The following is a 19,154-nucleotide window of genomic DNA, read 5'->3' as shown; positions in this document are numbered from 1 at the left end:
TGAATATATAAATTTAAGAAAGGGGATTTCAGCATGTTTGAAAATAGAATAAATAAATTAAGAGAAAAAATGATGGAAAAAGGATTGGATGGCTTTTTGATAATAAATATTGAAAATTCTTCAAAACCAACATCTTATTATTTAACAGGATTCACAGGATCTTTTTCAGTAATTTTTATTACACATAACGATATAAAGTTTTCAACTGATGGTAGATATACTGAACAAGCAGAAAAACAAACAGGAATAAAACCTATTCTTTTTAAAAATAAATTATCAGAAGAATTGAATACTATTATTACAATTCCAAAGGGGTCAAAAATAGGATTTGAGTCAAACATGGTATCTTCAAATATTTATATAAATATTTTAAAAAAGTTCGAAAATTATGAATTTGTACCAGCAGAGGATATAATAAATGAAATGAGAAGAATTAAAACTCCAGAAGAAATATCTTTTATTAAAGAAGCAGCAATTATTGCTGAAAAGGCTTTGGAGGAAACTCTTGATACTTTTAAAATAGGTATGACAGAAAAGGAATTTGCTGCAAAATTAGAATATAATATGAAATTATACGGAGCTGATAACTATGCATTTGAAACAATAGTTGCATCAGGTTATAGAGGTGCTCTTCCACATGGTATTGCAAGCGAAAAGCAAATAGAAAATGGAGAACTAATAGTTATAGATTTTGGTGCATATGCAAATGGGTATAATTCTGATATAACAAGAACAATAGCTGTCGGTAATATTTCTGAAAAACAAAAAGAAATTTATGAACTTGTGTTAAAAGCGCAAAAAACAGCAATTGCAACAGCAAAATCAGGGATGAAATATTCTGAATTGGATAAAGTAGCAAGAGATATTATTTCTGAAGGTGGTTATGGAGAATACTTTACTCATAGTCTGGGTCATGGCTTGGGAATTGAAGTTCACGAAAATCCAAGAGTATCAAAAAATTCTGAAACTATATCTCAAGTGGGTGAGGTTATTACTATTGAGCCAGGTATATATCTACCAGGGGAATTTGGTGTAAGAATAGAAGATGATATTGTAATAACAGAAGAAGGTTGTGAAATATTAACATCTTTTGATAAAAATTTAATTATTTTATAATTCTAAGGGAGGTTATAAGAGTTATGGTAGTTGTAGGTGATTTAAAAAAAGGAATGATTATTGTTATGGATGGTGAATTATATAGAGTTTTGGGTATGCAAAAACATTTTACCGGAAGAGGCAGTGGAATAATAAAAACAAAATTAAAAAATTTAAAAACAGGATATGTTGTAGATAAAAATTTTAATTCCGGTGAAAAGGTTGAAGAAGCTGCCCTTGATTATAGACCTGCCGAATATTTATATCATGATGGAGATAATTATGTTTTTATGGATTTGAACACATATGAACAATATTTATTATCAGAAGAAGATGTTTCAGAAGCAAAAGATTATTTGATTGATAATTTAGAAGTAACTTTAACATTTTATGATGAAAAGCCAGTTGGGATAGTCTTGCCTACTGTAGTAATTTTAGAAGTAGTTGAAACTGAACCAAACTTTAAAGGTGACACAGCATCTGGTGGAGGAAAACCTGCAAAATTAGAAACGGGTTTGAAAACAACAGTTCCTTTTTTTGTTGAAGTTGGACAAAAAGTAAAAATTGATACGAGAACAGGAGATTATATAGAAAGAGCCTGAGAGGAGGGAAAGTATGCCCATCAATGAAAATAACCAATTTGGAGAGCTTTCGTTTACTGATGGAGCTTTAAAAGAATTGACCATGAAATCTTATCAGTTGTATTTTAAAGAAAATGTTCCAGAAATTGAATTAAATGAAAAAGATATTGCTAAAATGATAAAAATTGTTGAAAATGATGATGAGACAATATCTGTATATATTAAAACTAAAGCAAAATACGGTGTTAGTATTATTGAATTTGCAAAAAATTTACAAAAATTTTTGAAATCAGAAGTAGAAAAAATGACAGAAGTTCCTGTTAGAAATGTGGATATAGTCTTAGATGGTTTGATAGTAAGTCAAAATGAAGAAAGTTTTGAAGAACTGGAAAAGCGTCCAGAATTTGAAGATGAAATCACTTCAGAAAATGAATTTGAAGAGGATGAAAATAATGGGAGTGTTGAAAATTGATATCAAAAAGAAGAAAAATTAGAGAAGCAGTCTTAGAAAGCACATTTCAAATTGATTTTAATAAAGAAATATCTTATGAAACAATAAAAAATTTATTGAGGGACCTTTTGAAAGATAAAAAGGTCCCTCAAAGCCTTATAGAGGAAGCGGAAATTTATTTAGAAAATATAATTAATAACAAAAATGATTATGATGAATTGATAAAAAAATATTTAGTTAATTGGGAATTTGATAGAGTTGCTTATATTGAAAAAGCAATTTTAAGATTGTCAATTTTTGAATTAAATAATAGAAAAGATATACCTCCAAAAGTTATTTTAGATGAAGCAGTGGAGTTAGCAAAAAAATACTCTAATGAAAAGAGTGCGAAATTTATTAATGGAATATTAGATAGACTCGCTAAGGAAGAATTTAAGAGATTATAGAGGTGATTATATGAAAGAAAAACCATTATATCATTCAATTCAAAAAATGAATTATGAACAGCTAAATTCTTTTGCAAAAAGAATAAGGGAATATATATATAATACAGTAATCAAAAATACGGGTCATTTGTCTTCTAATCTGGGAGTTGTTGAATTAACACTGGCTTTATATAGAGTTTTTGATCCGAAAAAAGATATTATAATATGGGATACAAGTCATCAGGCATATATACATAAATTATTAACAGGAAGATGGGATAGTTTTAAAACATTGAGACAAAAAAATGGCATTAGTGGTTTTACAAACATTTTTGAAAGTGAATATGATTATTTTGGTGCAGGGCATGCGGGAACATCAATAGCTGCAGCATTGGGCTATGAAATAGGCTTTAGAAAACAGGGAATTGAAAAAAATATTATAGCTATTTTTGGCGATGGCGCTATGACAAGCGGTATGATGCTCGAATCGCTAAATCAATTAAAATCAGTAGACTCAAAAATAAAATTAATTTTGTTAAACAATGAAATGTCTATTTCCCCTAATGTCGGAGCTTTAGCTAAGATGCTCAATAAAATTAGAATATCAAATGATTATTTTACTCTTAAAGAAAAACTTAAGGGTTCTTTGGAAAGCACCGAAGTAGGAATTGACATTGAACATGCTTTGAAAAGACTAAGAGATGGAATAAAACATACAGTTTATAATAATGCTATAGGTGTTTTTGAAGATATGGGAATAAAGTATTATGGACCAGTGGATGGACATAATATAAAAGAATTAGAAAAATATATGAATTTTATAAAAAACTATAAAGATGGACCGTGTATTTTACATTTGAAGACTATTAAAGGTAAAGGAATGGATTTTGCAGAAAAGAATCCAACAAAATTTCATGGAGTTAGTAATAAAAAAACAGAAAAGATTTCTTACTCGAAAGTAGTTGGAAATACATTAAAATATATTGCTGAAAATTATGAATTTGTAGCTTTTACTGCTGCAATGGAAGAAGGTACAGGACTTAATATATTAAAAAAAGAATATCCAGAGAAGGTTATAGATCTCGGTATTACAGAGCCTTCTATTGTTACCGCAGCTGGTGGAGTAAGATTGGCAGGTACATTTGCCATTGTTGATATTTATTCAACATTTATGCAAAGAGCTTTTGATTCAATAATCCACGATATAGCATTGCAAAAAATTCCTGTTTTATTTTTACTGGATAGAGCAGGAATAGTTGGTGAAGATGGACCTACACATCACGGAGTATTTGACATTTCATATTTAAGATTGATTCCAGATATTGAGATACTAACACCTTTAAATGCTCAGGATTTAGCAAATATGATATATACATCTTTAGAGAAAGATTTAAATGTTCCTACATTTATACGATTTCCGCGTGGAGGTGAATTGTTAAACATAAATGAGATAATTGATAATTTAAAAATTGTAGATTATAACTGGAAAGTACTAAAAAGGGGAAATGAAAAAAATGTCATTTTTGTTGTTGGGCAATTGATAGAAGAATATAAAGATTTATGGGATGAATTAAACGCAACTATAATTGGTGTAAGAAGTATAAAAACATTGGATAAACACATTTTAGATATTTATTTAAAAAATGGATCTAATATTATTACTATTGAAGAAAATAATATAAAAGGAGGATTTAACGAAGAAATAAAAACGTATATATTAGAAAATAAAATAAAATGCAATTTTCATGCATTTGGAATAAAAGATGAATTCGTACCCCAGGGAACAAGAAAAGAACTTTTAGAAGAATATGTGTTGAATTCTGAAAAATTGAAAAAGATAATTTTATCTACAGAAAGGGTAAATTAACCAATTGAAAGGGGAGGGTAAAATGGCAAAAAATAAGATCTTACTACTATTCTTAATATTGTTTAGTTTTTTTGGATTTTCTTTTAATCTTTTTACATTAGGAACTTATGGAATAACTTCATCATCAACATCTTTAGATATAAACACATGGGATGAAACCTTCAAAGATTTTAATTATTATTCTTTTAAAATTGCCATAATGTATCCAGCTGAAGATTCTCCAGAAATGCTTTTTGGACCTTATTTTGGATATACAATTTATGATAATCTTGATAAAACACAGATGAAAGATTTAAATGCCATAATAGAAAGTGCTGGATACGAATTTGGTATTGCAACATTATACAATACAGAATTTTTGTTTAACTCAAAATTTAATGTATTAGCATTTGGTGGAGTTCATACAGAGGATCAATTCCAATCATTATCAACTTCTATTAGCATAAATCTGGGTATTTCATATAAAATATCAAGTTTTGATTTATCAATATTTACAGGATATGAATCAAGATATTTTACAACGGATAATAAGATGGCAACAATAAATTATTTTCCCGTTTCTTTAGGTATGGAGGTGCTCTTTTAATTAATGAATCAAAAAACATATAACGATTTAGAAATAAACAAGATATTGGAAAAGATTTCAAGATATTCTTTTTCAAACTATGGAAAGAAATATATTTTAGAAAAATTTGAATATATAAAAGATTATAAATTGTTAGAAAAAGAATATATGATATTAAAAGAATATCAGGAGTTTATTCTAAAATGTGGAGAATTTGATTTAAGGGGAATTCCTGCAATTTATTTAGAAATGGAAAAAATCGAAAATAATATATATTTAACACCTGTTGAATATAAAAAAATCTCAAATTTTTTATCTCAAATATTAAGTGTCAGAGATGAAAATAAGAAACTATTAAAAACCCACAATGAATTAGATAAAATATTTAATTCTATTCCTGATACGAACAAAGTTATAAAATTAGTGGATAAATCTATAGATGAAGATGGGAATGTTAAAGACACAGCGAGTGATAGGTTAAGACAATTAAGAAAAAAAATTGATATAATAAAAAAAAATCTAAGCGCTACTCTAAAAAGAACCATATCAAAATATCATAAATATGTATCTTTAGAACAACCGACGTTAAAAAACAATAAATATTGTATAGTAGTAAGGAGTGAATATAAAAATAAAATAGGTGGTACGATAATTGCGTATTCTGATACTGGAGTTTCCGTTTATATTGAACCATATGAGATAGGAAAATTAAATTCAGAACTTCAGGATTTAATAGCGTTGGAAAAATCTGAAATCTCAAGGATATTGGGGAATATTTTTTTAGAAATTACAAAAAATATATATTCAATAAATAAAACTATTGAAATAGTTGAGTATATTGATGGTTTAACAGCTAAAATCAGATATGCAAAAGAGTATAATTATGTATTTTCATTACCTGATTATAAAAATAATACAATAGTACTTGATGGTATTAGACATCCATTAATAAAAAAAGATGAAGTTGTTCCTGTAAATCTGAAATTATCGAAAGATAAATGTGGAATGATAATTACAGGGCCTAATACGGGAGGAAAAACAGTAGTCTTAAAATCAATTGGAATTAGTGTGATTTTTTCTCACGCAGTTTTCCCAATTCCAGCATATAATGCAAAAATTCCATATTTTAACAATGTATATACAGATATTGGGGATGAGCAAAGCATTGAACAAACATTGAGCACATTTTCTGCTCATTTGAAAAATATAAAATATATTTTGGATAATAGCGACGAAAATTCGTTGATACTAATAGACGAACTTGGAACAGGAACAGATCCTATAGAAGGTTCTGCATTAGCATTAGCGATAATTGAAAAATTGATAGAACTTAAATCTACATTTTTTATAACTTCTCATTTATCAGCAGTAAAAATATTTTCAATAGAAAACGAAAATTTAATGTCTGCTTCAATGGGGTTCGACAAAGAAAACTTAATGCCCACTTATAAATTATTAGTCGGTGTTCCAGGAGCATCTCATGCTATTGATATTGCAGAGCGATTGGGATTACCAAATGATGTATTATTAAAGGCAAATAATTTTTTAAGCAAAGAACAGGTCTTTGATGATAAAATTATAGAAAACTTAACTCAAATATATGAAGAATTAGAAAAAGAAAAGGAAAAACATGAATTAAAACATAAAGAAGTTATAGAATTAAAACAGAATTTAGAAGAAAAAATGGAAATATTAAAGAAAAAAGAAATTGAAAAGATAGATGAAGACATAAAAAAATATAAAAATTATCTGAGAGAATTGAAAAAAGAAATAGATTATTACATTAGTATACTAAAAAAAGAAAAAAACATAAATCAACTGAGAGAATTGGGTAAAACGGTCGAAAATAAAAAAAGAGAAATAGAAAAAATAAAAATTAACGATAAAAAAAGAAAAGAAACAAATATACAAATTGGAGATATAGTGAATATTTCAGGTGAAAAGGCAAAAGTTATAAAAATAAAAGGTGACAAAATTATAATAAAATTCTTTGATAAACCTTTTGAATTAAGTGTTTCGATGGATGAAATTAATATTGAAAAAGATGAGATAAAAAAAGAAAAGAAAATTGAAAAGGCATATATTGTTCATAATAAAAAGAATGAAATAGATATAAGAGGTATGACTGTAGAAGAAGCTATACCGGAAATAGAAAAATTTATTTCCGATATGATTTTGTCAAATTCTAATAATGGATATATAATTCATGGTAAGGGAACTGGAAAATTAGCAATGGGTATATGGAATTTTTTAAGAAAAAATAAAAAAATAAAATCATTTAGACTTGGTAATGATAAAGAAGGCGGAACTGGAGTTACATATATAGAGATAAAATAACAAATCCTCATTGGAGGTGTATTATGTTTGCACTGGATATAGGCACAAGATTTATTGTTGGATTAATATCAGAAATGAATGAAGATTCAGAAATTGTAATAAAAGATATTGCAATAAAAGAGCATGAGAACCGTGCTATGCTTGATGGGCAAATTCATGATGTTACTAAAGTGTCAAAAGGTGTTGAGAAAGTAATAAATAAGCTTAAAGAAAAAAATAACGAAATAAAACATGTTGCTGTAGCCTTAGCAGGTAGATTCCTGGTTACAACTGTTGGAGAATATGAAAAAAACATATCTGAAAACAAATATATTGATTATAATACAGTAAAGACTTTAGAATTAGAAGCGGTAAAAAATGCAGTTGAAAATTTAGAAATTGAGAAAAATTTTTATTGTGTGGGATATTCTGTATTATATTATGAAATTGACGGAGAGTGGATAAAAAAATTAGAAGGTCAAAAAGGGAATGTTGCAAAAGTAAAAGTAATAGCAGCTTTTTTGCCGAAAAATGTTGTAGATGCTATGTTGGCTGTATTAGAACTTAATAATTTAGAACCTGTTCATATTACGCTTGAACCTATAGCAGCTATGAATTTAATTGTACCAGAAGATTTAAGAACACTAAATATAGCTATGATAGATGTTGGAGCAGGTACCAGCGATATAGCCATATCCAAAGATGGAACAATAATTGGTTATGGAATGGTACCAATGGCTGGAGATGAAATTTCAGAAGCAATTTCTAAAGAATTACTTGTCGACTTTAAAACTGCTGAGCGATTGAAAAGGGCTCTGAATTCTGGCGATGATACTATATTAAAATATAAAGACATTTTAGATTTTGAGCATGAAATAACAAAAAATGAAATTATGGAAATTATAGATCCAATAATTGAAGAAATTACAGGTAAAATAGCAGAAAAAGTTTTAGAATTAAACGGAAAATCTCCAATAGCAGTAATGGTAGTTGGAGGTGGTGGTAAAGTTCCAGGATTTGTAGAAAAATTATCTTTAAAATTAAATTTATCAAAAAATAGAATAACTTTAAAAGATGTAAAAAATATAGATTATGTAAAATTTGAAAATGAAGATGAAACTATTGAAGGTAGTGAATTTATCACGCCAATTGGAATAGCATATGTTGCACATAAAAATGAAGGAAATGTATTTGCAAGAGTTTTGGTTAACAATAAGCCTATTAATATGATGCTGGTTGGTGGAAATATTTCTGTAATACAGGTATTATTACAAGCTGGATTTGGAATAAATGATCTTGTAGGCAAACCAGCCCCAGCAATATCTTATGAGATAAATGGTGAATTGAAATTTATTCCTGGTGAAAAAGGAAAAGAAGCTGAAATAAAAATAAATGGAATGAAAGCCGATTTAAAATCACCTATAAAACCAGGAGATATAATCGAAGTTGGCAAGCCTGAAAATGGAAAAATAAAAAAGGTATACTTTAAAGATATTATAAAAGCATATAAAATATATATTGATGGAAAATTATATGAAATATATCCCAAAATTTTTAGAGAAGATAAAGAAATAGATATTTCAGAGGAATTAAATGATGGGGATAAAATAGAAATAAAAAATCCTTTTGTAAAAGATTTAAATATAAAAACTACAGTAATAAAATTCTCGATTAACGATAATTCTTATGAAATACCAGCAGGAAAAATCATTCTAAGAAATGGAAATATATTGAATGATTATGATGAAATAAAAGATGGTGACATATTAAACACAAAATTTATTGATTTACCAAATATTGCCGATTTTATTGATATTAAACCAGAAAAGTTTATTACGGTGGTTTTGAATGGGAATAACATAGAAATACCGATAGAAGAAATTATAGTAAAAGATAAAAACAATAAAATAGATATAAATAATAAAGTTTATAACGGTATGCATATTAAGGTAGAAAAAGTGGAAAAAGATATAAAATTATTAGACCTATTTTTACATATAGATTTAGATATAAGCAGTTTCACCAAATATAGAATATTTATAAATAATAAAGAAATATTCAGTTTTAATGAGAAAATAAACAATGGAGATAATATAAGGATGGAATTTGAATGATAAAGGGAATAGGCATAGATATAGTTGAGATTGATAGAATAACAGATGGTATTGAAAATAAAATATTAAGCGAAAAAGAATTAAAAATATTAAATAAATTTCAAGGTAGAAAAAGAAAAAAAGAGTTTATTGCAGGAAGATTTTCTATAAAAGAATCATTAATAAAAGCATGTGGGATTTTTATACCTTTTAAAAAAATAGTCATTCTTAATAATGAAAATGGAAAACCTTATATAGATGAAGAAACATTAAGATATATAGAAGAAATATTCGGTGAAATAAAAATACATATATCAATATCTCACGAAAAAAATTACGCAGTTTCAATGGTGATAATCGAAGAGGTGGAATGATGACATATTATGAAATAATAATAAAAATAATATTATCTTCAATATCCGGAGCCTTAATTGGGTATAATAGAGAAAAAATAAATAGACCAGCTGGAATCAGAACTCATGCGCTGTTATCTTTGGGCGCAAGCATATTGACAATTATATCAATAACATCATTTTATGACCCTGTAGCAAAAGTTGGAGACCCAGGAAGAATTGCAGCTCAGATTGTTTCAGGAATAGGATTTTTAGGCGCAGGTACAATATTAAAGAATGGTAATAAAGTTAAAGGATTAACCACCGCTGCAACATTATGGGTATCTGCATCAATAGGTATGACATTTGGTGCAGGCGCATATTTCGTAGGGATTAGCGCTTTAATGATAACGCTAATTATTTTATATATAAACAAATTTTCAAAACATTTAAATATGGAAAGAACTATTGAAATAACTTTAAAAGATAAAAAAGATATTAAAGAAATATTGGATATTTTCTCAAAACACAATAATATAATATTAAAAAATATCGACTTTTCACAAAAAGATGATGGGATATTATATTTTGTTCTGGAAAAACCAGGTTATATGGAAATATCTAAAATCCAAAAAGAATTGATGTATATAGAGAATATTGAAAATATAAATATAATTGATGATAATTAATGAAAGGTGGAAATAATTATATGATATCAGAAGATATAAAAAAAGAGTATGAAGAACTAAAAAATAATATAGAAAAATATAATTATTACTACTATGTATTAAATAATCCTTTAATTTCTGATGCTGATTATGACAAATTATTTAAAAAGCTAATAACATTAGAAAAAAAATATCCGAAATTAAAAACACCAGATTCCCCAAGTTTTAGAGTTGGAGGTAAAATATTAAAACAATTTAACACTGTGCCGCATACTCTTCCTATGCTGAGTTTGGATAACACATATAATGAAAAAGAGATTATAGAATTCGATGAAAGAATAAAAAAACTTCTTAATGTTAAAAATGTTGAATATACATGTGAATTAAAAATAGATGGAATTTCAATATCGCTAAGATATGAAAATGGAATCTTAGTTCAGGGAATAACAAGGGGAAATGGAGTAAATGGAGACGATGTAACAGAAAATATTAAAACAATTAGGAGCATACCTCTAAAATTAAAAGAACCCGTGACCATTGAGGTTCGCGGAGAAGTTTTTATGCCTAAAAAGGAGTTTTTAAGAATAAATGAAGAAAGAGAAAATGAAGGGCTGAACGTGTTTGCAAATCCGAGAAATGCAACTGCGGGTACTATTAAACTTCTTGATACATCTGAAGTTTCTAAACGACATCTTGATTCTTTTATTTATTATATATTAGAACCTGAAAAACATAATATAAAAACACAGATAGATGCCTTAACGTACTTAGAAAAATTGGGATTTAAAGTGAACAAAGAAACTAAGCTATCTAAAAATATATATGGAGTAATTGAATATTGGAAATACTGGACAGAAAATAAAAACAAATTAGAGTATGATGTGGATGGAACTGTTATAAAGGTTAACAATTTTGAATATCAAAAAAAATTAGGAAATACCGCACGTAGTCCAAGATGGGCAATAGCCTTTAAATTTCCAGCTGAACAGGCAATTACAAAAATCAAAGATATTATATTTCAAGTTGGAAGTACTGGCATAATTACTCCTGTGGCTATTTTTGAACCAGTATTTTTAGAAGGAACTACTGTTCAAAGAGCTAGTTTACACAATTTTGATTATATAAAAGAAAGAAATATTAGAATTAATGATTATGTAAAAATAGAAAAAGCTGGAGGAATAATTCCGCAAATAGTTACAGTTTTAACAACAAAAAGAACTGGAGAGGAAAAAGAGATTAAAATTCCTGAAAAATGTCCTGTTTGTGGTGGAAAAGTTGGGAAGATGAATTCTCAAGAAATAGCAGTAAGATGTTTAAACCCATTATGCAAAGCGAAATTAAAAAGAAATTTAGAAGTTTGGGTATCAAGAGATGCAATGAACATACAGGGTTTAGGACCAAAGTTAATTGATAGAATTGTTGAAGCAAAATTAGTAGAAAAGGTATCTGATTTATATAAGCTAGATCATTTTAAACTCGCCACATTGGGGCACGGTATAGGTCCAAAAATGATAAGCAAAATTTTACAACAAATTGAAAAATCTAAAAATAGAGGATTAGAGAAAGTTTTATATGCATTGGGGATTCCAAATGTTGGAAAGAAAATAGCCAAAGATCTTGCAATAAAATTCAAAAGTATTGATAATCTCATAAATGCTGAATACGATGAATTAATATCCATAGAGGGAATTGGGGAAGATATTGCTCAGCAAATATATGATTTTTTCAGAAACAAAAGAATAAAAGATATAATCGATGAATTAAAAGAATATGGGATTAAATTAACTCAAGAAAATGAGGGAATAGGTGATATTTTTAAAAATATGAATATTTGTGTAACTGGAGAATTAGAAAGAATGTCACGTAGAGAACTAAAAGAAGTTATTGAAAAGAATGGTGGTATATTTAAAGATACAGTAACCAAAAAACTTGATTTATTGGTAGTAGGAAAAAATGCAGGTAGCAAATTGGAAAAAGCAAAAAAATATGGTATTCGAATATTAACTGAAAAGGAATTTTTTGAACAATTTAAGATATAGGCATTAATAATAAAAGGAGCACAAGATGCTCCTTTTATTAAAAAAATTCCAAAAGGGGAAGTTAATTTTTTGCTGCTAATATTTCAACAATATCTCCAACTGTCTTTATTTTCTCAAGTTCTGAATCTTCTATGGATATACCTAATTCATTTTCAAAGTCCATAGTTAAATCAACGAGTTCTAAAGAATCAAGATCGAGATCATCTGTTAAATTAGCATCTTCGGTTATTTTTTCTTTTTCGATACTTAAACTTTCAGCCATAATATCAACAACTTTTTCAAATAATTCTTTCTTATCCATATTCTTTCCTCCTTAATTTTCAAATAATTCTTCTATAATATCTTTAACCTTTTGCATTTTATTGATTTTCGAAACGGAACCACCACTAAAAACAAATCCATCATTGATATTGCCTATAGCCGCATTATACAAAGCTTTTGCAATACAATAAGGAGCATTTTTAAAATCACATGTTTTTATACAATGATATCTGCATTCATAAGGTTTCCTTTTTCCTTTTTCAACAGATTCAATAAATTTATTTCTAATAGCTCTACCAGGCAATCCAACAGGGCTTTCAATAATAGCGATATCATCAGATTTTGCATTTATTATAGTTTCTTTGAATTTAATATCAGCGTCACACTCTTCTGTTGCTATAAATCTTGTACCCATTTGAATACCATCAGCTCCTAAATCTAACACTCTATTAACATCACTTTTTGAAAATAAACCACCTCCTGCTATTAAAGGAATATTCTTTCCAAACTTTTGTTCTATAGTTAATAAATAGTTTTTAATAATAGGGATATTTTTTTCAAGTTTGGAATCTTCCGAAAATATTTTTTCTTTTTTATAGCCAAGATGACCACCTGCTAATGGGCCTTCTAAGACAAAAGCATCAGGCAAATAGTTATATCTAGACATCCACCTTTTTACTATTATTTGAGCTGCTTTTAAAGAAGATATAATAGGAACTAATTTAGTCTTACTATTATTCAAAAAAGATGGCAAATTTAAAGGTAGTCCTGCACCAGAAAAAATGATATCAATACCTTCATCGATAGCAGTTTTAACCATATCAGAATAATTAGTAAGTGCAACCATTATATTAACCCCAATAATGCCTTTTGTTTTTTTCTTAGCACTTTTAATATAATTTCTAAGACTTTCTATACTCGCTTCTTTATAGTTTTTTATATTAGAAAAAAAGCCTATTCCAGCAGTACCTATAACTCCAATTCCTCCAGCATTTGCAACTGCAGAAGCTAATCCATCAAGCGATATTCCAACAGCCATTCCTCCTTGAACAATTGGATATTTAGGTATAATATTTCCTATTTTCAACTTTCTTATAATAATATCACCTCGCTCATTTAAAATGACTCATGGTCATTAAAAGATAAAATAAAAAAATATTATTCGTCATTTTTTAAACTTTTTTCAATAAACATTACATAATAATCCAGTATTTCTTCGGCTGGAAAATCTTCATCCCAATTTTCATATAACTTTTTTCTTAAATTAAACTGTTGAACAATACCGACAGTCTGTAACCACAATAACATAGATAATTTATTTACATCAATATCTTTTCTTATAGAACCATCATCAATACCTTTTAGAATCAATAATTTTAAAATATCATAAATCTCTTCGCTTTTTTCATAAGTATTTATTATAATTATTTCGGAAGGGTCCAGAATAGCCTTTTCAGATTCGTATTTGATAACAAAACTATAGTAATCAGGATATTCTCTATAAAACTGAATATATGCACGTCCCATATTTAAAATTTTATCCAATCCAGTATTTACAGAATTTATTTTATTTTTTATTAAATCTTCTAATATTATAAGCCCTTCATATACTAAAGAAAAAAACAAATCTTTTTTACTGGAGAAATATAAATACAACGTACCTTTTGCCATTTTTGAATTTCTGGCAATTTCATTCATAGTTGTATTTTCATAACCTTTATTATAAAAAATCTCTTTAGCAGTTTGCATTATAATTCTTTTCTTCTCAAGAATTTTATCCTCATTATATTTTTTTCGTGTCATACAATTCTCCTGACTATTGGTCATTTTCTCTCGATGATTATAACATTTTTTTTTATTTTTGTCAATATTAAAAATATGCTAATTTATTTCTGTTGATATTAAATAAATATATATATTTTCATAAAATAACCCTCTAAATTTCAAATATTTTTATTGAACTTTAAATTATATATGGTATAATATATGAAAATTGAAAGGAGTGTGAAGGTATGGAATTAATTAACAAATTAAATAATGATATAAAAAAATTCATGAAAGAAAAAAATTCTAAAGCTTTAAACGCTATAAAAATACTTAAAACAGAAATAAAAAAAGCTGAAGTTGAAAAACAAAGAGAATTAAACGAAGAAGAAATTTTAACCATAATAAGAAAGCAAATAAAAATGAGAAGAGACTCTATTGAACAATATAGCAATGCTGGTAGAAAAGATTTAGTTGAAGAAGAGAAATATGAATTAGAGATTTTGCAACAATATCTTCCACCTGAAATGTCAGATGAAGAAATTGAAAATATAGTAAAAAATATTATTAATGAAATTGGAGAAAATGCAAAATTCGGGCAAATAATGGGATTGGCTATGAAAAAATTAAAAGGAAAAGTTGATGGAAATAGGGTTAATTCAATAGTAAAAAAGTTGTTGAGTTAAAATGAAAAAAATACTATTATTCTTGTTTTTATCCATAATTATTATCAATTTTTCTCAAATAAAAATAAAAAAAGAAAATATATTATTAATTCAAAACTCAAATTCATGGATTATGAACGAGATTGTCGATGAATTTGAGTCTAAGCTTTCGTATTCATATAATGTATATAAAGAAGATAAGAATGAAGATTATAATTTAAAGATAGTGTTTTCAGAAGATGCTTCTAAAAACAATGTTCGAATTTTGGCTTCATTTGATGGAACTGTTCTAGATTTGTCTGAGAAAATAAAGGATAATGAGGAATGGGTGAAAAAATTTACTATTAAAGTACTTGAAAAAATATCTTTTAATCGATTTTTTTATAGTAAGCAATGGGATTTTTTACAATTAACTTACTGGGATGGTGTGGATGAATATCCATCAATGTCACCAGATGGAAACAAAATAATTTTTATTTCTGATAGATATATAGGTAATAGAAATATATGGGGATACGATTTTATGGAAAATAAATATATAAGTATTCCTTTAAATTTTTCTTCTGAGTATTTCCCAAATATAACAGAAGATGGTTCTTTTGTATTTCAGAGTTCGCTGTATGGAAAATGGGACGTTTTAATTTATAATCCTGAATTAGAAAGTATAAAGAGGATATCTGACGATTCTTATAACGCATATACTCCGTATTATCATAAAGGGAATGTATATTTTTCGGCAGAAGAGAGAAATGGAAAAAGTTGGACGGAAATTTATAAATATAATATAATAGAAGACAATATTGAAAAAATTACTTCATTGAAAGACACATTTAAGTTTAGACCAGTAGTATTTAAAAACAAAATAATATTTCAAATGATAAATCCAACGAATGGACAAAATAATATATATATGCTTGAAAAGAATAAAATTATACCTTTGATATTTTCAGATCAAAATGAAGTTGATCCATATGTTTATAAAAATTATATAGTATATTCTAAATTAGAAAAAGGTTATTATAAAATATCATTATATGATGTAAAAAATAAGAAAGAATTTTGTTTAACATCAGATATTTATGATGATGCATTTTACCCTTATGTATATAATAATATCGTATTATTTTCATTATATTATAAAAATGGGGAGCCTGATATTTTTGCTGTCAGACTCCCATAATATTATGATCTAATAACCTTATCTAATTCAATCTTTTCTTCTGCTGATAATATTTTTTCAACATCTATTAAGAAAATCATATCCTCTTCAGTTTTAATAATTCCGCTTATATAATCGGCTTTTGTTCCGCCTACTGATGGTGATTCTTCGATTTGTTCTTGTTTTATATTCATAACCTCTTTCACTTCGTCAACCATCAAGCCGAATTTTTTTTCTCCTGCTTTTACAACCAAAACTTTAGCTTTATATTTGTCTTGAAACTGAGGATAATTGAATTTCAATCTTAAATTTATTATAGGCAAGACACCGTCTCTAAAATTAACGATTCCTTCAATAAAATCAGATGCTTCAGGTACTTTTGTAGTTTTTTGATATTCAATAACTGTATCAACATGATTAATATCAATAGCAAATTTTTCATCATCAATTTCAAAACTTACAGCTTTCAATTCAACAGACATAATTATCCCTCCTTATACTTTTGTTTATATTATACCATAAATAAAAGTATTTTTGAATAATTATACATACATAGTATTTTTGTTGTACAATACATAAAAAGCAAAAATTTATGATATAATTATTCTAATAGATACAAAGAAAGGGTGGTTTAATGAAATTGAAAAGTAAATTACTCACTATTTTTATTTTAACATTATTTGTTCCTTTTTTTATTTTAGGATATTTTTCACTAAATAATTCAAAAAAAGCTCTTGAACACGAGATTGCATCAAATTTTTCAAATATAATGGATTCCAAAACTTTTGAATTATCTTTGATTCTTAATAATTATAAAGGAAATCTTGAGAATATTACTCATTTTCAATATATACCATTAATGTTAAAATCTATGAATTCGTATTTTAAAGATTTTCAGGATATAAAAAATTTAAAAGAAGTATATGTGGAGAAAAATCCTAATTCTTATGAAGAAAGATATAAATTATATAAGATTGATGATGAAAATTTAGAAAAATATGGAGATGATGAATTTGCAATTTCAGATTATGATTTATTACACAGAAAGTATCATCCTAATCTTGTAAGTTATGCTTTATCTCAAAATTTAGAAGATGTGTATTTAATAAATAATAAAGGTGATATTATTTACACCTTAAATAAAGGAGAAGAATTCACTGAAAATATTGAAAATTCAGAATTAAAAAATACATCTTTAGGTAAATTGTATAATAAACTTAAAAAGCAAAAAGATGACAAGATTAATATCGAATTTTCCAGTATTGAAATATATAAATTTAAAAATAATAAACCCATATTATTTATAGGAACACCTTTTGTATATAGGTATGCAAGATATGGATATATAATAATAGCAATTGATTTTCAAAAGATAGGAAAAACAATATTTGATAATATAAACAAAAAAGACTTTACAAATATATATGTTTTAAACTCAAAAAATATCTTGATTACAAAATTGAAAAGTGTAAAATCTGGAAAAAAAATAGAAAAAATACCATCAATTTTAAATAATATTATGGAATATTCAAATTTTGAAAACAATGATGTATTGGGAATATCTTCTGAACTTTCTTTAAATAATGAGAAATTAAAAATAATATTGGAAGAGGATAAACATATAGCGTATATGCCAATAAATAATTTGAGAAATGCATTAATTATTATAATTGCCATTACATTAATAATTGCTATGATTATTGCAATAGTATTTTCTAATAGCTTAACAAGACCAATAAAAGTAATAGAAAATAATGCATTATTAGTATCTAAAGGTGATTTGACAAAAGATATTTATATAAAAAGAAAAGATGAAATAGGATTAATAGCAAATATTTTTAATTTATTAAAAGACACTATTAAAAATATATCGATTTCGTTTAATAAATATTCGAATACATTGAATAATGTAGAAGAAAAATTAAATCTAACTTCAGAAGAATTAATAGATATTACAAATAAAACATTTGAATCATTTGAGGAAATTAAAGAAAATTTAGAAGTTGTTGCATCGTCGGCTGAAGAAACTACCGCTAATATTGAAGAAATTACTTCAGGAGCCGATTTATTATCTAAATCAGCAAATGATTTAAATTTAAAAACAAAAGAAATTTCAACTAATGCATCTTCAGGAAAATTAAATATTCAAAGTATGATAAATGATGTATCTAATATAGAAAAATTAGTTGAAAAAAGCAATTCTATGATTTCTAAATTATTTGAAAAAACTAAAGCCATTGAAGCAATAGTAGATCAAATAACTGAAATATCAAAGCAAACAAATTTATTAGCATTGAATGCTGCAATAGAAGCAGCAAAAGCTGGAGAAGCAGGAAAAGGATTTGCTGTAGTTGCCGATGAAATAAGAAAGCTTGCTGACGATTCAAGTAGATCAGCTGCTAATATTACAGAAAATTTAAATTCTCTTGTAGAGGATGCCAGTGATGCCTTGAAAGAAAGTTCTAATATAACAAATAACGTTAATCAAATAGTAGAATCAATAAAAGGTATAGGAAAACAGATGGAGATTATACTTTCTGAAATTGATACTATTGGAGAAATGGTTGAATATACCTCTAATGTATCGGAACAGCAGAAAATTTCAACTTCGGAAATAACAAAAGCAGTAGAGGCTATTTCCGTTTCAATTCAACAAGTAACTGAAAAAGTAGAAAACATTGCAAAAATGATGAATACACAAAAATATAAGTTGGAGAACTTTGATAACTTGATTGAGGATTTGGAAAACATGACAAAAGAAATGATAAAATTTTCCAGTAAGTTTAAAAGTTAAGAAATTTTTTTGATATGAATAAAATAATTACAATCCTTTATTTAATAAGGTCATAAAGAACCTCAGGAAAATTCCTGGG

General features: G+C 26.6%; 18 protein-coding genes. 14 read left to right on the top strand and 4 right to left on the bottom strand.

What is annotated here, in order from left to right; genetic code table 11:
• Window positions 1-33: 33 nt before the first annotated feature.
• The 11 genes from X275_RS10395 to ligA are packed head-to-tail and all read left to right on the top strand — an operon-like array spanning window position 34 to window position 12,432.
• Window positions 34-1,116, top strand: a complete 1,083-nt coding sequence (locus X275_RS10395; protein ID WP_047268729.1) for a M24 family metallopeptidase — start codon at window positions 34-36, stop codon at window positions 1,114-1,116.
• A gap of 23 nt (window positions 1,117-1,139) precedes the next feature.
• Window positions 1,140-1,697 carry an elongation factor P gene (gene efp / locus X275_RS10390; protein ID WP_047264833.1) on the top strand — a complete coding sequence of 186 codons (558 nt, stop codon included), beginning with the start codon at window positions 1,140-1,142 and terminating at the stop codon, window positions 1,695-1,697.
• A gap of 13 nt (window positions 1,698-1,710) precedes the next feature.
• A complete protein-coding gene (locus X275_RS10385) occupies window positions 1,711-2,148 on the top strand; it encodes an Asp23/Gls24 family envelope stress response protein (protein ID WP_047268728.1) in 438 nt (145 codons plus the stop codon).
• Complete coding sequence (gene nusB / locus X275_RS10380) at window positions 2,145-2,573, top strand: transcription antitermination factor NusB (RefSeq protein WP_047268727.1); 429 nt, start codon at window positions 2,145-2,147, stop codon at window positions 2,571-2,573. The genes X275_RS10385 and nusB overlap by 4 nt, the downstream gene beginning before the upstream one ends.
• 10 nt (window positions 2,574-2,583) lie before the next feature.
• Window positions 2,584-4,419, top strand: a complete 1,836-nt coding sequence (gene dxs, locus X275_RS10375; protein WP_047268726.1) for a 1-deoxy-D-xylulose-5-phosphate synthase — start codon at window positions 2,584-2,586, stop codon at window positions 4,417-4,419.
• Between the two features lie 22 nt (window positions 4,420-4,441).
• Window positions 4,442-5,005 carry a hypothetical protein gene (locus X275_RS10370; protein WP_047268725.1) on the top strand — a complete coding sequence of 188 codons (564 nt, stop codon included), beginning with the start codon at window positions 4,442-4,444 and terminating at the stop codon, window positions 5,003-5,005.
• A gap of 3 nt (window positions 5,006-5,008) precedes the next feature.
• Entirely contained in the window at window positions 5,009-7,321 is a 2,313-nt protein-coding gene (locus X275_RS10365; protein WP_047268724.1) for an endonuclease MutS2, read from the top strand.
• 23 nt (window positions 7,322-7,344) lie between these two features.
• Window positions 7,345-9,414, top strand: coding sequence for a cell division FtsA domain-containing protein (locus X275_RS10360; RefSeq protein ID WP_052913882.1), 2,070 nt, complete (start codon window positions 7,345-7,347; stop codon window positions 9,412-9,414).
• Window positions 9,411-9,767 (top strand): holo-ACP synthase, encoded by a 357-nt coding sequence (gene acpS / locus X275_RS10355; RefSeq protein ID WP_047268722.1) that lies wholly within the window; start codon window positions 9,411-9,413, stop codon window positions 9,765-9,767. The genes X275_RS10360 and acpS overlap by 4 nt, the downstream gene beginning before the upstream one ends.
• On the top strand, window positions 9,767-10,414 hold the full coding sequence (locus tag X275_RS11210; RefSeq protein WP_052913879.1) for an MgtC/SapB family protein: 648 nt from the start codon (window positions 9,767-9,769) through the stop codon (window positions 10,412-10,414). Before acpS ends, X275_RS11210 begins: the two co-directional genes overlap by 1 nt.
• 20 nt (window positions 10,415-10,434) lie before the next feature.
• Window positions 10,435-12,432: an NAD-dependent DNA ligase LigA gene (ligA, locus tag X275_RS10345; protein WP_047268769.1), complete on the top strand. Its 1,998-nt coding sequence runs from the start codon at window positions 10,435-10,437 to the stop codon at window positions 12,430-12,432.
• A gap of 61 nt (window positions 12,433-12,493) precedes the next feature.
• Here ligA and X275_RS10340 read toward each other — a convergent pair whose 3' ends face one another.
• Genes X275_RS10340 through X275_RS10330 form a run of 3 tightly spaced genes read right to left on the bottom strand, consistent with a single transcriptional unit; the run spans window position 12,494 to window position 14,496 of the window.
• Window positions 12,494-12,733, bottom strand: a complete 240-nt coding sequence (locus tag X275_RS10340; RefSeq protein WP_047264843.1) for an acyl carrier protein — start codon at window positions 12,731-12,733, stop codon at window positions 12,494-12,496.
• A gap of 12 nt (window positions 12,734-12,745) precedes the next feature.
• The gene (locus X275_RS10335) at window positions 12,746-13,795 is read right to left on the bottom strand and encodes an NAD(P)H-dependent flavin oxidoreductase (RefSeq protein ID WP_084825194.1); all 1,050 of its coding nucleotides are present in this window, start codon (window positions 13,793-13,795) and stop codon (window positions 12,746-12,748) included.
• 56 nt (window positions 13,796-13,851) lie between these two features.
• The gene (locus X275_RS10330) at window positions 13,852-14,496 is read right to left on the bottom strand and encodes a TetR/AcrR family transcriptional regulator (protein WP_047268721.1); all 645 of its coding nucleotides are present in this window, start codon (window positions 14,494-14,496) and stop codon (window positions 13,852-13,854) included.
• A 209-nt stretch (window positions 14,497-14,705) separates the two neighbouring features.
• Here X275_RS10330 and X275_RS10325 point away from each other — a divergent pair, with 209 nt between their 5' ends.
• Window positions 14,706-15,143: a GatB/YqeY domain-containing protein gene (locus tag X275_RS10325; protein WP_047268720.1), complete on the top strand. Its 438-nt coding sequence runs from the start codon at window positions 14,706-14,708 to the stop codon at window positions 15,141-15,143.
• Window position 15,144: 1 nt separating this feature from the next.
• Entirely contained in the window at window positions 15,145-16,302 is a 1,158-nt protein-coding gene (locus X275_RS10320) for a TolB family protein (RefSeq protein ID WP_047268719.1), read from the top strand.
• Window positions 16,303-16,304: 2 nt separating this feature from the next.
• Here the strand turns inward: X275_RS10320 and X275_RS10315 are convergent, their stop codons facing one another.
• Window positions 16,305-16,763 carry a chemotaxis protein CheW gene (locus X275_RS10315; protein ID WP_047268718.1) on the bottom strand — a complete coding sequence of 153 codons (459 nt, stop codon included), beginning with the start codon at window positions 16,761-16,763 and terminating at the stop codon, window positions 16,305-16,307.
• Between the two features lie 152 nt (window positions 16,764-16,915).
• Here X275_RS10315 and X275_RS10310 point away from each other — a divergent pair, with 152 nt between their 5' ends.
• Window positions 16,916-19,075: a methyl-accepting chemotaxis protein gene (locus tag X275_RS10310; protein ID WP_047268717.1), complete on the top strand. Its 2,160-nt coding sequence runs from the start codon at window positions 16,916-16,918 to the stop codon at window positions 19,073-19,075.
• The last annotated feature ends 79 nt before the right edge of the window (window positions 19,076-19,154 follow it).

It is taken from the genome of Marinitoga sp. 1197 (assembly GCF_001021165.1).
GTDB lineage: Bacteria > Thermotogota > Thermotogae > Petrotogales > Petrotogaceae > Marinitoga.
Note: the sequence above shows the minus strand (reverse complement) of the source record. Positions and strands in the feature narration are given on the sequence as shown.

Coding starts and splice junctions, on each gene's coding strand:
- X275_RS10395 (WP_047268729.1), top strand. CDS start 34: ATGTTTGAAAATAGAATAAATAAATTAAGAGAAAAAATGATGGAAAAA.
- efp (WP_047264833.1), top strand. CDS start 1,140: ATGGTAGTTGTAGGTGATTTAAAAAAAGGAATGATTATTGTTATGGAT.
- X275_RS10385 (WP_047268728.1), top strand. CDS start 1,711: ATGCCCATCAATGAAAATAACCAATTTGGAGAGCTTTCGTTTACTGAT.
- dxs (WP_047268726.1), top strand. CDS start 2,584: ATGAAAGAAAAACCATTATATCATTCAATTCAAAAAATGAATTATGAA.
- X275_RS10370 (WP_047268725.1), top strand. CDS start 4,442: ATGGCAAAAAATAAGATCTTACTACTATTCTTAATATTGTTTAGTTTT.
- X275_RS10365 (WP_047268724.1), top strand. CDS start 5,009: ATGAATCAAAAAACATATAACGATTTAGAAATAAACAAGATATTGGAA.
- X275_RS10360 (WP_052913882.1), top strand. CDS start 7,345: ATGTTTGCACTGGATATAGGCACAAGATTTATTGTTGGATTAATATCA.
- acpS (WP_047268722.1), top strand. CDS start 9,411: ATGATAAAGGGAATAGGCATAGATATAGTTGAGATTGATAGAATAACA.
- X275_RS11210 (WP_052913879.1), top strand. CDS start 9,767: ATGACATATTATGAAATAATAATAAAAATAATATTATCTTCAATATCC.
- ligA (WP_047268769.1), top strand. CDS start 10,435: ATGATATCAGAAGATATAAAAAAAGAGTATGAAGAACTAAAAAATAAT.
- X275_RS10340 (WP_047264843.1), bottom strand. CDS start 12,733: ATGGATAAGAAAGAATTATTTGAAAAAGTTGTTGATATTATGGCTGAA.
- X275_RS10330 (WP_047268721.1), bottom strand. CDS start 14,496: ATGACACGAAAAAAATATAATGAGGATAAAATTCTTGAGAAGAAAAGA.
- X275_RS10325 (WP_047268720.1), top strand. CDS start 14,706: ATGGAATTAATTAACAAATTAAATAATGATATAAAAAAATTCATGAAA.
- X275_RS10320 (WP_047268719.1), top strand. CDS start 15,145: ATGAAAAAAATACTATTATTCTTGTTTTTATCCATAATTATTATCAAT.
- X275_RS10315 (WP_047268718.1), bottom strand. CDS start 16,763: ATGTCTGTTGAATTGAAAGCTGTAAGTTTTGAAATTGATGATGAAAAA.
- X275_RS10310 (WP_047268717.1), top strand. CDS start 16,916: ATGAAATTGAAAAGTAAATTACTCACTATTTTTATTTTAACATTATTT.